Here is a 16,344-nt window from a genome sequence, read left to right on the forward strand (position 1 = left end):
GCACGCATAGTAATTACTATCTTTAAAGCATAATTTCAAATTTAAAAAAACGACTTCCATGAAAATCAAAAAAGTATTGGTTGCCAATCGCGGCGAAATAGCCATACGAGTATTACGTGCGTGTGCAGAAATAAATTTGAAAACGGTTGCCGTTTATACGTACGAAGATCGCTATTCGCAACATCGTTACAAAGCCGATGAATCCTACCAAATAGGTGAAAACGACCAACCTTTAAAACCGTATTTAGACGGTAGTGCCATCATTGCTTTGGCAAAATTGAAGAATGTGGATGCAATCCATCCAGGTTACGGATTTTTATCTGAAAACTCCGAATTTGCACGAAACTGTGCCAAAAATGGAATCATTTTTATTGGTCCAGATCCAAAAGTGATGGATGCCTTAGGAGACAAAATTACAGCGAAAAAGATTGCTGAAAAATGCAATGTTCCCGTTATACAAAGCAACATTAAAAAACTTTCTTCGCTTAAAATTGCACTTTCTGAAGCAGAAATTATTGGCTATCCTGTAATGTTAAAAGCGGCCTCTGGCGGCGGCGGACGCGGCATGCGAATAATCCGCAATGATGACGATTTAAATAATAATTTTGAATCTGCACGAAGTGAGTCGCTTAATGCTTTTGGCGACGACACCATGTTTCTCGAAAAATATGTGGAAGACCCGAAGCACCTGGAAGTACAGATTGTAGCAGATAACCACGGTAACATTCGTCATTTGTTTGAACGCGATTGTTCTGTACAACGCCGACACCAAAAAGTAGTAGAGATTGCTCCTTCTTTTAATGTTTCAGAAAAAGTAAAACAGGAGCTTTACAAATATGCTATAAAGATTGCCGAAGAAGTGAACTACAACAATGTGGGCACCGTGGAATTTTTAGTAGATAAAGAAGACTACGTTTATTTTATTGAAGTTAATCCACGGATTCAAGTAGAACACACGGTAACCGAAATGGTAACTGGAATAGACCTTATAAAAACACAGATTTTTGTTGCTGGCGGCTACAAACTTTCAGACACACAAATAAAAATATACGATCAGGATTCACTGGCAACTTACGGTTTCGCGATGCAGTGTCGTTTAACAACGGAAGATCCCGAAAATAATTTTACGCCAGATTACGGCACAATTACAACCTATAGAAGCGCAGGCGGAATGGGCATTCGGTTGGACGCAGGTAGTATTTATCAATCCTATAGCGTTAGTCCGTTTTTTGATTCTATGCTTGTAAAAGTATCCGCTCACGGACGCACTTTGGACGGCGCCGTTCGGAAAATGTCTCGCGCTTTAAGAGAATTTCGAATTCGCGGGGTGAAAACGAATATTCACTTTCTTCAAAATGTAATTCAAAATGAAACATTTAGAGAAGGAAAAGCAACCGTAAATTTTATAGCCAATACACCTTCTTTATTCGATATTAAACTTCCGCAAGATCGTACTTCAAAAATCGTAAATTATTTAGGTGAAGTAATTGTAAACGGCAATCCAGACGTAAAAACGTTCGATAAAAATAAAATTTTCAGAACTCCAAAAGTTCCAAAGTTTGAAGCTGAGATAGAGTTTCCAAAAGGGACAAAAAATTTGCTCACCGAGCTAGGACCAGAGAAATTCTGCCTTTGGCTGAAGGAAGAAAAAAAGATACATTACACAGACACAACCATTCGCGATGCACACCAATCGCTACTAGCCACGCGAATGCGTAGTTACGATATGTTGCAGGCAGCTGAAAGTTTCGCTAAAAACCATCCCAATACTTTTAGTATAGAAATGTGGGGCGGCGCTACTTTTGATGTTTGCCTCCGGTTTTTAAATGAAAGTCCATGGACACGTTTGCGCGAACTTCGCAAATTAATGCCGAATATACTTTTTCAAATGTTGCTTCGCGGGTCCAATGGCGTGGGTTACAAAGCATACCCAGATAATTTAATTGAAAAATTTATTGAGACTTCTTGGGAAAACGGCATCGATATTTTCAGAATATTCGATTCGTTAAACTGGGTAAAAGCTATGGAGCCAAGCATCAATTTTGTTCGAAATAAAACAGGCGGAATTGCTCAAGCAGCTATAAGTTACACGGGTGATATTCTCGATCCAAATGAAACAAAATACACCTTAAAATATTACACTCAGCTTGCAAAAGACTTAGAAAATGCCGGCGCGCATATGATCGCCATTAAAGATATGGCTGGTCTTTTAAAGCCTTATGCAGCAGCGGAACTTGTTGCGGCATTAAAAGACACGGTTAAAATTCCGTTGCATTTGCATACGCACGACACTTCTTCCATTCAATCTGCTACTTATTTAAAAGCCATAGAAGCGGGTGTGGACGTGGTAGATGTGGCTTTGGGCGGACTTTCCGGACTTACCTCCCAGCCCAATTTTAATTCTATTGTAGAAATGATGCGCAATCAGCCGCGCGAAAATAAATTCGATATTACTAAATTGAATGAATTTTCTAATTACTGGGAAGACGTACGCGAAAAGTATTATCCGTTTGAATCTGGCTTAAAAGCCGGAACTGCCGAAGTTTATCAGCACGAAATACCCGGCGGGCAATATTCTAATTTGCGTCCGCAGTCTGAAGCGCTTGGCCTTGGCAACCGTTTTGATGAAGTAAAAAAAATGTACGCGCAGGTAAATAAAATGTTTGGAAACTTGGTAAAAGTTACGCCAAGCTCTAAAGTGGTGGGCGATATGGCTATTTTTATGGTTACCAATAACCTTACTCCTGAAGATGTAATGGAACGCGGTGAGGATATTTCATTCCCAGAATCTGTAATCAATTTCTTTAAGGGCGATTTGGGGCAACCTATGGGCGGTTTTCCTAAGAAATTACAAGCTATCATTTTAAAAAATAACGAAGCTTATACCGAAAGACCCAATGCGCATTTGGAACCAATAGACTTCGATTCAGAATTTAAAGTTTTCAGTAAAAAATTCCAACAAGGGTTTACAAGACCAATAGAATTTGAAGATTTTCTCTCTTACAGTTTATACCCGCGAGTTTTTGAACAAGCGCACGAAAAATACAAGAAGTACGGCAACCTTGCTATACTTGCTTCGGAAAACTTTTTCTACGGAATGAAACTTCAGGAAGAAGCCATTGTTGAATTAGAACCAGGAAAATCTATTATTGTAAAACTTCTTTCAGTAGGAATCCCGAATGAAGATGGGGTTCGTATTGTTTTCTTTTCGGTAAACGGTGAAAATCGTTTTGTAGAAATTAAAGACCTCTCAATAAAGGTAGAAAAAGAAGTAAACGTAAAGATTGATCCGCAAGACACTAATCAATACGGCGCTCCTTTACAGGGAAGTTTATATAAAATACTAGTGAAAAAAGGACAGGAAGTTAAAAAGAACGACCACCTCTTTATTATTGAAGCCATGAAAATGGAAAGCACGATTACAGCAAATAAAGCCGGAAAAATAAAATCTATTTCTTTAAAACCAGGTACAATGGTAATGAAAGACGACTTGGTGGTGACGGTGGAATGATATTAATTGATCGCTTCAAAATTGAAATTATTCGATTCAGTTTTTATTTATGCGTGAGCTCAAAAAAAATTAAGCCGTAACTTTATGATTAACATTGTTTTGGAATTTTGTAAATTACAACACACTTAATTATTTGGCATGAAGAAGATAATTACGATTCTCGCAATTCTATTTTCTATATTCAGTATAAATGCCCAGGATCCAAACATACTTTGGCAACGAACTATTGGTGGTGGTGATACTGAGGAAATATGGGCTATGCAGGAAACTGACGATGGAGGCGTAGTTCTTGGCGGTCAATCATTTTCAAACATTTCAGGTGAAAAAAGTGAAAATAGCCAAGGAGCATCAGATTTTTGGGTCGTTAAATTAAATTCCTCTGGAGATATAGAATGGCAAAACACGATTGGAGGTAGTGATGAGGAATACCTATATACTTTAGAAAGCACGTTAGACGGAGGCTACATCTTGGGTGGTACATCCCGTTCAGACATTTCGGGAGATAAAACAGAAGATTCAATGGGGCAAGAAGATTATTGGGTCGTGAAAATTGATGCTTCTGGAGAAGTTCAATGGCAAAATACTATTGGAGGTCAAGGTAATGATATATTGACCTCTATTGTTGTAGTTTCGGACGGAACCTACTTGTTAAGCGGACATTCCGACTCTGATATATCTTCAGATAAATCTGAAAATGCTATTGGAGCCACTTTTGATTTCTGGGTAGTTAAAATTGATGCACTTGGAACTATTATTTGGGACAACACTATTGGAGGAACTGGTGACGATAACGCTGGTGCTGCCATACAAGCAACAGATGGGGGCTTTGTGATTGCCGGATTTTCGCACTCGAATATATCTGGAGATAAGACTGAAAATTCACAGGGATTATCTGATTATTGGGTCGTAAAATTAGACGCAACTGGAAACATCGAATGGCAAAATACCATTGGAGGGAGTCAATCTGATTTTTGTTACAAAATAATTAAAGATACGGATGGCGGATACATCGTGGCTGGTGATTCCAATTCGGATATATCTGGTGATAAAACTGAAATCAATCAAGGTAATGGAGATTATTGGATATTAAAGCTGGACAGTGTAGGGAACATTGTATGGCAGAACACCATTGGAGGTAACGATGGAGATAGCTGTTTTACAGCAATCCAAATAGGCGATGGTAAATATATGGTCGGCGGGTATTCAGAATCAAATATTGGAGGTGATAAAACAGAAAATTCCAATGGCAATGCTGATTACTGGATCGTTGAACTTGACAATGCTGGAAATATTTCTGACCAGAATACCATAGGCGGAAATTTTTTCGACATATTAATAACATTAGCAATTAATACTAGCGGCGAACTGCTTCTTGGTGGTGGCTCATCTTCTTCTATTTCTGGCGATAAAACGGAGGCTTCACGAGGCGCTGGTGATTTCTGGGTACTAAAATACGCTATACCCTTAAGTCTTGACGAGAATTTATTAACAGATACTATTACTCTATACCCCAACCCAGTGAAAAACAGTTTGTATATTAATACTCAAAACCAACTAATAGATCGCGCAACTATTTATAACGCTACAGGCAGTCAAATTCTGAAACTGGAAATTGATGCCATTTCAACAACTGTAGATGTTTCAAGTCTCAATTCGGGAGTATATTTCCTGCAATTGCATTCAGAAGAAAAAGTAACTTTGAAGAAGTTTGTTAAAGAATAGCCTAACAGTTACTTAAACTTCAGATAAAATTATATTCTCACCCCTTGCTTTTCAAATAAATAAGATTACATTTGCACCCCTCTTAGACAAAATCCGTTTTGTTTTAGGATGAGAAAACAATGAATTATTAACAATTGACAAAAACTAAATGGATACATTAAGTTACAAAACAGTATCTGCCAATAAGGCAACCGTTGTAAAGGAATGGTTACTGGTAGATGCGGACGGGCAAACATTGGGTCGTCTTGCAAGCGAAGTTGCTAAATTACTTCGCGGTAAGCACAAACCAAGTTTCACCCCACACGTAGATTGCGGTGACAACGTAATTATTATTAATGCTAGTAATATAAACCTTACTGGTAACAAATGGGCAGACAAAACTTACATTCGCCACACAGGTTATCCTGGTGGACAACGTAGCCTTACCGCTACAGAAATGTACAAGAAAGACCCTGCAAGGCTTGTTGAAAAAGCTATAAAAGGAATGCTTCCTAAAAACAAATTGGGCGCGGAAATCTTCAGAAACCTTAAGGTTTATGCAGATGCTAACCACGGTCAAGAAGCACAAAAACCTAGAGCTATTAACTTTAACGACAACAAGTAATGGAGACAATTCACAAAATAGGTAGAAGAAAAACCGCTGTTGCACGTGTTTACCTTAAAGAAGGTAAAGGAAACATTACTATCAACAAGCGTGAGTTTGAGAATTACTTTCCTACTGGAACACTTCAGTATAAAGTAAAGCAACCTTTAGTACTTACAGAAAACGAAACTACTTTCGACATTACAGTAAATGTATTTGGTGGTGGTATTACAGGACAAGCAGAAGCTATTCGTCTTGCAATTTCACGCGCTATGTGTACGCTTAATGACGAAAATCGCGGTATCTTGAAACCAGAAGGTTTACTTACAAGAGATCCAAGAATGGTAGAGCGTAAGAAATTCGGACAGAAGAAAGCTCGTAAGAAATTCCAATTCTCTAAACGTTAATATTACTCAACTCTATTGGGTATCTCACTTGGGATACCCAATTACAGTTGAAAAGTTCATAATCATTATTAATTATTAAGCTGTTAACCCGAATACTTCGGGAGTTAGTTTAGCATCTAAACCAAAGTCTGCTTCGGCGGATGGGTTGCTATCCTTTCACAGAACGTAAACTAAAACAAAAATGGCAAAAAAAGTAGAAGTAAAAGACTTACTTGAGGCTGGTGTGCACTTTGGCCACCTAACTCGCAAATGGAACCCGAACATGGCACCGTATATCTATATGGAGCGCAACGGGATTCACATCATCAACCTTTACAAAACCGCTGCAAAAATTAGCGAGGCTAATGAAGCCCTTAAGAAAATTGCAGCCAGTGGACGCAAAATTCTTTTTGTAGCTACCAAAAAACAAGCAAAAGACATCGTTGCCGAAAAAGCAAAGAATGCAAACATGCCTTACATCACTGAAAGATGGCCTGGCGGAATGCTAACTAACTTTGTAACTATCCGTAAAGCCGTTAAGAAAATGGCTTCTATTGATAGAATGAAGCAAGACGGAACTTTCATGACGCTTTCTAAGAAAGAGCGTTTGGCAGTAGATCGTCTTCGTGCTAAATTAGAAAAAAACTTAGGTTCAATTTCTGATATGAGCCGTCTTCCTGCAGCACTTTTTATTGTTGATACAACTCGCGAGCACATTGCAGTTGCTGAAGCATTAAAATTGAAAATTCCAATCTTTGCAATGGTAGATACCAACAGTGACCCACGTGTTATTGATTACGTAATTCCATCTAACGATGATGCTTCAAAATCTATTGAAAGCATTATGGATTTTGTTTCTGAAGCTATCGTTGAAGGACTCTCTGAAAGAAAATCTGGAAAAGACGAAGAAGAAGAAGGTGATGATTCTGGAATGGCTAAAAAAGCTAGAGTTCCTAAAAAAGAAAAAGAAGAGAAAAAAGCTACGGCTGAAGTACCTTCAACAGACGAAGCTGACGTAGAAACAATGAAAGAGGCTAAAGAGCCTGTAAGTCAGAAATCGAAAAAAGAAGTTCTTAACGAAGAAGAATAATAACAGTATTTAAAAATTTAAAAGTCGTTTGGTTCTTTTCTTGTCTGAAAATAAATTGAACGACTTTTTTAATATTAAACCTAAAAACATTTATACCAATGGCAAACATAACAGCCGCAGAAGTAAATAAACTTAGACAAGCTACCGGAGCCGGAATGATGGACTGTAAAAAGGCATTAGTTGAGGCAGAAGGAAACATGGAAGAAGCAATTACTATCCTTCGTAAAAAAGGACAGAAAATTGCAGAAAAAAGAGCAGATCGCGACTCAAGTGAAGGTGTTGCAACTGCAAAAGTGAATAGCGATAACACAAAAGGTGTTGCTATTTCATTAAACTGTGAAACTGACTTTGTTGCTAAAAACGATTCATACGTTGAAATGGCAAACAAATTGGCTGAAGTTGCACTAACTACTTCTTCTAAAGAAGAATTTTTGGCTGCAGATTTCGGTGGAATGACCGTTGCTGAGAAATTAACTGAGCAAACTGGTGTAATCGGTGAGAAAATAGAAATTGGTGGTTTCGAAATTTTAGAAGCTCCATACGTAGGTTCTTATGTACACGTTAACAAAATTGCAGCTTTAACTGGTCTTTCAAAAGCTGTTGATAATGCTGAAGAGTTAACAAAAGATGTTTCGATGCAAGTTGCCTCGATGGGTGCAACTACACTTTCTTACAAAGATTTTGACGCAGAATTTGTAGCTTCAGAAACTGAAGCAAGAATTGCTGTTATTGAAAAAGACAATATTGAATTAGGCCGTTTGGGTAAAACGCTTAAGAATGTACCAAAATATATTTCAAGAGCACAATTAACTCCAGAAATTTTAGCACAAGCTGAAGCAGACGCAAAAGCAGAATTGAAAGCTGAAGGCAAACCAGAACAAATCTGGGATAAAATTCTTCCAGGTAAATTGGAGCGTTTCATTAGCGACAACACTACAATGGACCACGAAAAAGCATTGCTTGATCAAAACTTTATTAAAGACGACAAAAAGAATGTTGCAGATTACGTAAAAACGTATGGCGATGTTGAAGTTGTGAACTTCAAGAGAGTTTCTCTAGCTTAAGCTATTGGGTACTTATAATACAAAAAGAGGCTGATTAATTTCAGCCTCTTTTTTTTGTATCAAATCCTGAATTTATTTTCAACTTTTTTTCTTTCCACCGCATCAATAATTTTCTTTATTTTTGCGCAGTAAAAATCTTCTATGCACTACAAAAGAATTCTTTTAAAACTTTCCGGCGAAGCCTTAATGGGCGATCAACAATATGGTATTGATCCCATTCGAATTAAGGAATACGCCCAAGAAATAAAACAGATTACTGAAAAAGGTGTGGAAGTTGCCATCGTTATTGGCGGCGGAAACATTTTTAGAGGATTATCTGGAGCCAGCAGCGGAATGGATCGCGTGCAAGGAGACCATATGGGAATGCTTGCAACGGTAATCAATGGATTAGCCCTACAGAGTGCTTTAGAAAATGAAGATGTCCCAACACGTCTGCAAAGCGCGATTAACATTAACGAAGTTGCCGAACCTTTTATTCGCAGAAAAGCAATTCGCCATCTGGAAAAAGGTCGCGTAGTAATATTTGGAGGTGGAACTGGAAATCCTTATTTTACAACAGATTCCGCAGCCGTTTTAAGAGCTATTGAAATTGGTGCAGATGTAATTATGAAGGGAACTCGCGTAGATGGAATCTACACCAGCGATCCCGAAAAAGACAAAAAGGCAACAAAATTCGATTTTATTAGTTTTGAAGACGTATTGCAAAAAGGTTTGAAAGTTATGGACACCACTGCTTTCACTCTAAGCCAAGAAAACGAATTACCAATTATCGTTTTTGATATGAATACCAAAGGAAATCTTTTAAAAGTTGTTTCTGGCGAAAAGATTGGAACGAAAGTAAATTTATAAATCCTTAATCCGCTGCAGTGGGAATTTAGGCGTTTAGAGAATAATATTGAACTTTGAATATTGAATTTTATGGAAGACGAAATAGATTTTATAATTGACGGCGCCAAAGAAGCCATGGATAATGCGTTAAAGCATTTAGACAAAGAATTAGTAAACATTCGTGCCGGAAAAGCTTCTCCATCAATGGTTGGTAGCGTTATGGTAGATTACTACGGAAGCCAAACTCCATTGAGCCAAGTAGCAAATGTAAGCACACCAGACGGGATGACTATTACCATTCAGCCTTGGGAAAAAGGAATGATTCCAGTAATAGAACGTGGAATTCATCTTGCAAACATAGGTTTCAACCCAATGAATAATGGTGAAAGTGTAATCATTAGCGTGCCACCATTAACCGAAGAACGCAGAAAAGATTTGGCCAAGCAAGCTAAAGCTGCTGCCGAAGAAGGCAAAATTGGTGTTCGCAACGACAGAAAAAATGCAAACAACGAAATAAAAGGTTTGGAGATTTCTGAAGATTTAAAGAAAAGACTTGAAGAAGATATTCAAGAAATGACCGACTCTCACATCAAGAAAATTGACGAAATATTGGCCAAGAAGGAGAAGGAAATAATGACTGTATAACACAATTTTCGTTAAACAAAATACAATAGAGCGGCCTAATAGCCGCTTTCTTTTTACTTTTATTCCACTTAAAACCAACTTTTCCGAATGCAAAAAATCCTTTTTCTTGTTTTTTTCAGTGTTGCCTATTACGCTGTTTCACAGGAGCCTGCGATTAAAACTGATAATGATACTATTGCAAATGTTGCAGATAAAAAGGATCACCCCCTTTCATCGGGATATTATCCAATAGGTTTTTTCGACATCGATTTAAAGACCATAATTAAACTCAATAATTATGAAGGCTTACGACTAGGCGTGGGCGGATTAACAAACGACAAACTTTTTGAAAACTATAAACTTGGAGGTTATTATGCCTATGGGTTTAAAGATAAAACTTCTAAATTTAGCTTAGGCGCTAGCGGCCGAGTTAACAGAGAAAAGAAAGCTTGGGTGAGCGTGTATTATGCAGACGATGTAAAGGAAATTGGTACTTACGATTATTTAACCGATGCCCGCGTATATTCTATTTTTGAACCGCGACTCGTAAATATTACCCAATTTTATAAATACCGAAAATGGTACGCCAATATTACCAGCGAACTAACGCCAAAAATGCTGGCGGAGTTTCGTGTGGAGCATAGCAATGTGGAGAATATTGAAAATTATTATTTTATTGACGACGGCGTTCCATACACCGACTATCAATTGGCGGAGGCTACGGTTTCTTTCAGAATAAGTCCGAAGACCAATTTTTTTACTAATGAAGATGGCACCAAAGAATATTTCGACGGTTTTCCGAAGATTAGTGCGCAAATAACGCAGGGCTTTAAAGATGTAGTTGGTAGTGATTTCAGCTATACTAAATTTGGGTTGAAATTGGATTATTTCATAAAACGAACTGATTTATCGTCAACCAATATTCTTTTGGAAGGTTCGCTTGCTACGGGCGATGTGCCGCTTACACACCTGTTTCACTCCTACCCTAACCAGCCAACAAAAGATGAAATTTTACAACGATTCTCGGTAGCTGGGGTTCAAAGTTTTGAAACAATGTATTTTGGTGAATTCTTTTCAGATAAATTGACTACGCTGCAAATAAAACACAGTTTGCGCAGGTTTGATCTCGGCGAAAAATGGAAGCCAGAATTGGTGCTAATTACGCGCCACGCTTTGGGAGATATGGATAATATAGAAAATCATTTCGGGATTCCTTTTAATACGCTGGATAAGCTATATAATGAAACGGGTTTTGAAGTAAACAAAATTCTTTTCGGGTTTGGACTAAGCGGGGCTTACCGTTACGGTTATTACAACCTTCCCAACTTTGCCGATAATATTTCGTTTAAGTTTACATTTTATTTGCAGATATAGACGCAGCTATTTATGTGTTGGATATTGAAATATATATTAATCCGAAACTGTACATAATGTAAAAATGAAAATCTATTCAAAATTATTGACATCGATTCCGAGCATAATGTTTCTTCTGTCCTTATTAGACATGTTAACTATTGAATTAATTTGGAAAACTTTTCCAAGTATGGACGCATATTACACTCAATTTATTTCGATTTATATATTGACAGTGTTATCAAGGATATATTTGATAAGACGACTTTGGAGTTTTAAATTCATTGAAAGAAGCAGACGAATTAATTGGACGTTTTTAATGATATTTATCTTTACCCCAATAACAACACTGTATTATATATGGAATAAAGACGCCCAATTAAATAAAGAGAATAAGCAACTCACCGAAACAACAGATACTGCAATATCATAAAAACACTATGTCCAAAAATAGGCCATATTTCAAAAAATGCCGAGAATTGAACTTCAAACTGAAATAAAAGCCGATAAGAAAGTGGTATTTGACCTTTCTAGAAGTATCGATTTGCATAAAATTTCGACCGAACATACGAATGAACAAGCAATTGCTGGAAAAACAAGCGGGCTAATCGGACTTAATGAAAGTGTGACTTGGAGAGCGAAACACTTCGGGATTTATCAAAATCTGACTTCCAAAATCACGGAATTTGACCGACCAAATTACTTTGCAGACGAAATGGTTAAAGGAGCGTTTAAAGAATTTAGACACGAGCATCATTTTGCAGAATTGAATGGCGGAACATTAATGACGGACTTTTTCGAATATAAATCACCTTTTGGAATTTTAGGAAAATTAGCCGACAAGTTATTTCTCAAAAAATATATGATTGAATTACTAACTAAACGGAATAGAATTGTAAAAGAATTTGCGGAATCTGAAAAGTGGAAAGATTTAATAACTGAATAAAGAATATGACAATGATTGTACAATCTTGGTTTTCCCCTGTTAATGGAAATCTACAAAATCTTTCAAAGCAGTTCGTCTTTTAATAAACCCCATTCCAAAATACCCTTCAAAATAAATCCCCCACTTATCGCAAATAACTACCTTTGCTAATTCTTTAAAAAATTGCTTTGAACAAACTTTTCAGCATTGGGTTTTGGAGCTGGGTGGCCCGTTTTATTTTACGGAACCGTACCTGGATTTTAGTAGTTATTGCAGTCATTACCGTACTGCTCGCACTGCAATGGAAGAATATGCGCTTCACCTATACCGAAGCCAATCTCCTGCCAGACGACCATCCCGTAAATCTTGAGTACGACCAATTTCTTTCGCATTTTGGCGAAGAGGGCAACCTCATTGTAATGGGGGTGAAGGATTCTACCATTTTTACACCTAAGAAATTCGCCGCTTGGAATCAACTTTCTCAAGACATTAACGAATACAACGAGGTAGAACTTACGCTTTCCGTTGGTAATCTGCAAAAGCTCGAAAAGAAAACTGACACCACAGGTTTTGAATTGGTTCCTTTTATAAAAGACTCCATTTTTACAGATGCGAATCTTGCGGCGTACAAAGACGAACTTTTCAACAAGCTACCTTTTTACGACGGACTTATTTACAGTCCGGATAAGCAGAGTATTCGTTCTGCCATTTACCTTAAGAAAGACATTGTAAACACGCCCGCACGAAGAGATTTTGTAGTGGAAGATCTTATTCCGTTAATCAAAAAATTTGAAGAAGATACCGGCGTACAAGTGCACACTTCGGGCATGCCGTACATTCGCACGCTAAATTCGCAAAACATTATTGACGAAATTGGGCTGTTTATTGGTGCGGCGCTTTTTATTACTTCACTTATATTTTTCTTCTTTTTCCGCTCTTGGCGCGCCACGTTTATCTCTATGTTAACCGTGATTATCGGCGTTATGTGGGCCTTCGGGTTTTTAGGATTAATGCATTATGAAATTACAGTGCTTACGGCTTTAATTCCGCCTTTGATAATTGTAATCGGGATCCCGAACTGTATATTTCTCATCAATAAATATCAGCAGGAAATAAAACTGCACGGTAACCAAGCAAAATCTTTACAACGCGTAATAGCCAAAGTTGGTAACGCAACTTTAATGACCAACCTAACAACGGCTTCGGGTTTCGCCACATTTATTTTGGTGAAGAGTGAGCTCTTGAGCGAATTTGGTATTGTAGCTTCCATAAATATTGTCGCTATCTTTTTATTGAGTTTGCTTATCATCCCTATTACGTATAGTTATATGGCGGTGCCGAAAAATAAGCACCTAAAGCATTTAAACAAAACGTGGATAAACGGTTTTGTTAACTGGATTGAACGTATGGTTAAAGAGCGCCGCATTACCATTTATATTGCTGCGGTTGTTTTGTTATGTGCCAGTATTATTGGCATTTTCAATATTAAGATTTCCGGTAGCCTAATTGAAGATATGCCGAAGAACTCTGGTTTCTTTGAAGATATCCGCTTTTTTGAAAAGGAATATGAAGGTATTATGCCTTTAGAAATAATGGTGGATACGAAGAAGAAAAAAGGCGTTATGGGTCTTTCTACCTTAAAACGTATTGACGAATTGCAGGATCACATTAAAGAAATTCCTGAATTTGCGAAACCACTTTCAGTAGTAGAATTGGTGAAATATTCTAAACAAGCTTATTATAACGGCAATCCGGAATATTATCAATTACCAAACAGCCAAGAAAAAACATTTATACTTAGTTACGCTAAAAGCAGCAATACCAACACAAATCTACTAAACAGTTATGTGGACAGCACAGGGCAGTTTGCGCGTATCACTACTTTTATGAAAGATACCGAGCCAGATAGGTTTAAGCGTATTGAAGAAGATTTAAATTCTGAAATTGCTAAAGTTTTCCCGGCAGATCGGTATAATGTTACGGTTACGGGGAAAGCGCTAGTTTTCCAAAAAGGAACCCATTATTTGGTGAACAACTTAATTCTTTCGCTGTCGCTTGCTATTTTCTTGATTGCAATTTTTATGGCGTGGATGTTCCGAAGTTTTAAGATGATTTTAATTTCACTAATTCCAAACTTGCTGCCACTAATTATAACCGCTGGAGTTATGGGCTTTGTGGGTGTTCCTATAAAACCTTCAACTATATTGGTGTTTAGCATCGCATTCGGAATTTCGGTGGACGACACTATTCACTTCCTCGCAAAATACAGGCAGGAATTAATAGCCAACAATTGGAAAATTAAAAAATCGGTTTTTGCGGCTTTACGCGAAACAGCGGTTAGTATGTTTTATACTTCTATCGTGCTTTTCTTTGGGTTTTCTGTGTTTACCATTTCTAGCTTTGGCGGGACTGTAGCTCTGGGTGCCTTGGTATCTATAACGCTACTTTTCGCAATGTTATCTAATTTATTGTTGCTACCCACGCTCCTACTTTCATTAGAAAGAAGTATCGCGAATAAGCAGACGATGAAAAAACCTGCAATCGAGATTTTAACCGATGACAAAGAAGAATTGAATAACCAGTAAGCAGCGGCAGTTTGCAGTCTTTAATAAGATATATTCTCCGTTTGGAATTTGGCGCTTTTCTTTTTTTGAAATTTTTTTAAAAGTATATTTGCTCCCCTTAAAATTAATACTATGCAAAACAAAACTATAGTTGAATTGTTGAAATGCGAACCAAGCCACCACGAAGTAATGGTGCGCGGTTGGGTACGTTCTTTTAGAAGTAACCGCTTTATTGCTTTAAACGATGGATCAACAATTAATACGCTGCAATGCGTAGTAGATTTTGAAAATTTTGATGAAGAGGTTCTTAAAAAAGTAACCGTGGGCGCTGCTATTGAAGTTAGTGGTTTGCTGGTTGAAAGCCAAGGCCAAGGTCAAAATGTAGAAATTCAAGTTTCAAAATTAACCGTTTTAGGCGAAGCGAATCCGGAAGACGTAAAACTTACCATCCTTTCTCCTAAAAGACATTCTTTGGAAACTTTGCGTGAGCAAGCACATTTGCGAATTCGCACCAATACTTTTGGCGCTGTAATGCGCACGCGTTCCAAACTGGCTTTTGCCGTTCATGAATATTTTCAGAAAAACGGGTTTAATTATATGCACTCACCAATTATAACTGGAAGCGATGCTGAAGGTGCTGGTGAAATGTTCCGAGTTTCAAATTTAGATTCAAAAAACCCTCCGCTCGATGAAAGTGGAGAGGTTAATTACAAAGAAGATTTCTTCGAAAAAGAAACCAATCTTACCGTAAGCGGGCAGTTAGAAGCCGAAACCTATGCAATGGCACTTGGGAAAGTTTACACTTTCGGCCCTACTTTTAGAGCCGAAAACTCAAACACTAGCCGCCACTTAGCTGAGTTTTGGATGATCGAGCCAGAGGTTGCTTTTAACGATTTAGCCGATAATATGGATTTGGCAGAAGATTTCATAAAGTACGTTATAAACTATGCTTTGGAAAATTGCGCCGACGATTTAGAATTCCTAGAAAACCGATTATTGGAAGAGGAAAAAAGCAAGCCGCAAGACGAACGCAGCGATATGAAGCTTCGCGAAAAGCTAAGTTTTATTTTGGAAAACAATTTCAAAAGAGTGAGCTATACCGAAGCCATTGATATTTTGAAACGTTCTAAACCAAATCAAAAGAAAAAATTTAAATATTTAATTGAAGAATGGGGTGCCGATCTACAAAGTGAGCACGAGCGATTTTTAGTTGAAAAACACTTTAAATGCCCAGTAATTCTCTTTGATTATCCCGCAAATATCAAGTCGTTTTACATGCGCCTAAACGACGACGGAAATACAGTACGTGCCATGGATGTACTTTTCCCTGGTATTGGTGAAATTGTAGGTGGTTCGCAGCGTGAAGAACGTTACGATGTGCTGTTGGAGAAAATGAAGGTGATGAATATTGACGAAAAAGAATTGTATTGGTATTTAGATCTTCGCAAATTCGGAACGGCTGTACACAGTGGTTTTGGATTAGGTTTTGAACGTTTGGTTCAGTTTACAACAGGAATGGGTAACATTCGCGATGTAATTCCTTATCCAAGAACTCCGGGCAACGCAGAATTTTAAATATGTTGGGTGCTTACTTCTATCACTAGTCTTAAAGCATCCGTCTTCTTCATAACTTTATATTAAAACTGGCTACTTCACTATTTTAGTAGCTGGTTTTTTTTAACTTTATCTGGTAG

Annotated in this window: 12 protein-coding genes; all 12 read left to right on the forward strand. The window is 37.6% G+C overall.

Annotated features, from left to right (window positions below; all coding sequences use genetic code 11):
- The first annotated feature begins 58 nt into the window (after positions 1–58).
- The 12 genes from AC3RVF_RS00450 (at position 59) to asnS (ending at position 16,225) form a co-directional block, all read left to right on the forward strand.
- On the forward strand, positions 59–3,511 hold the full coding sequence (locus AC3RVF_RS00450) for a pyruvate carboxylase (RefSeq protein WP_489692507.1): 3,453 nt from the start codon (positions 59–61) through the stop codon (positions 3,509–3,511).
- Between the two features lie 138 nt (positions 3,512–3,649).
- Positions 3,650–5,233, forward strand: coding sequence for a T9SS type A sorting domain-containing protein (locus AC3RVF_RS00455; RefSeq protein ID WP_489690613.1), 1,584 nt, complete (start codon positions 3,650–3,652; stop codon positions 5,231–5,233).
- 148 nt (positions 5,234–5,381) lie between these two features.
- A complete protein-coding gene (rplM, locus tag AC3RVF_RS00460; RefSeq protein ID WP_489690612.1) occupies positions 5,382–5,837 on the forward strand; it encodes a 50S ribosomal protein L13 in 456 nt (151 codons plus the stop codon).
- Complete coding sequence (gene rpsI, locus AC3RVF_RS00465) at positions 5,837–6,223, forward strand: 30S ribosomal protein S9 (protein WP_014781730.1); 387 nt, start codon at positions 5,837–5,839, stop codon at positions 6,221–6,223. Before rplM ends, rpsI begins: the two co-directional genes overlap by 1 nt.
- A 181-nt stretch (positions 6,224–6,404) precedes the next feature.
- Positions 6,405–7,292 (forward strand): 30S ribosomal protein S2, encoded by an 888-nt coding sequence (rpsB, locus tag AC3RVF_RS00470; RefSeq protein ID WP_489690611.1) that lies wholly within the window; start codon positions 6,405–6,407, stop codon positions 7,290–7,292.
- A gap of 98 nt (positions 7,293–7,390) precedes the next feature.
- Complete coding sequence (tsf, locus tag AC3RVF_RS00475; RefSeq protein ID WP_489690610.1) at positions 7,391–8,356, forward strand: translation elongation factor Ts; 966 nt, start codon at positions 7,391–7,393, stop codon at positions 8,354–8,356.
- 141 nt (positions 8,357–8,497) lie between these two features.
- The gene (gene pyrH / locus AC3RVF_RS00480) at positions 8,498–9,205 is read left to right on the forward strand and encodes a UMP kinase (protein ID WP_489690609.1); all 708 of its coding nucleotides are present in this window, start codon (positions 8,498–8,500) and stop codon (positions 9,203–9,205) included.
- 69 nt (positions 9,206–9,274) lie between these two features.
- Positions 9,275–9,829, forward strand: a complete 555-nt coding sequence (gene frr, locus AC3RVF_RS00485) for a ribosome recycling factor (protein WP_489692508.1) — start codon at positions 9,275–9,277, stop codon at positions 9,827–9,829.
- 87 nt (positions 9,830–9,916) lie between these two features.
- On the forward strand, positions 9,917–11,182 hold the full coding sequence (locus AC3RVF_RS00490; protein ID WP_489690607.1) for a hypothetical protein: 1,266 nt from the start codon (positions 9,917–9,919) through the stop codon (positions 11,180–11,182).
- 448 nt (positions 11,183–11,630) lie between these two features.
- The gene (locus tag AC3RVF_RS00495; protein ID WP_489690606.1) at positions 11,631–12,107 is read left to right on the forward strand and encodes an SRPBCC family protein; all 477 of its coding nucleotides are present in this window, start codon (positions 11,631–11,633) and stop codon (positions 12,105–12,107) included.
- Between the two features lie 167 nt (positions 12,108–12,274).
- A complete protein-coding gene (locus AC3RVF_RS00500) occupies positions 12,275–14,671 on the forward strand; it encodes an efflux RND transporter permease subunit (protein ID WP_489690605.1) in 2,397 nt (798 codons plus the stop codon).
- Between the two features lie 111 nt (positions 14,672–14,782).
- Positions 14,783–16,225, forward strand: coding sequence for an asparagine--tRNA ligase (asnS, locus tag AC3RVF_RS00505; RefSeq protein WP_489690604.1), 1,443 nt, complete (start codon positions 14,783–14,785; stop codon positions 16,223–16,225).
- The last annotated feature ends 119 nt before the right edge of the window (positions 16,226–16,344 follow it).

The sequence above is a fragment of the Aequorivita sp. IT1183 genome, assembly GCF_058068265.1.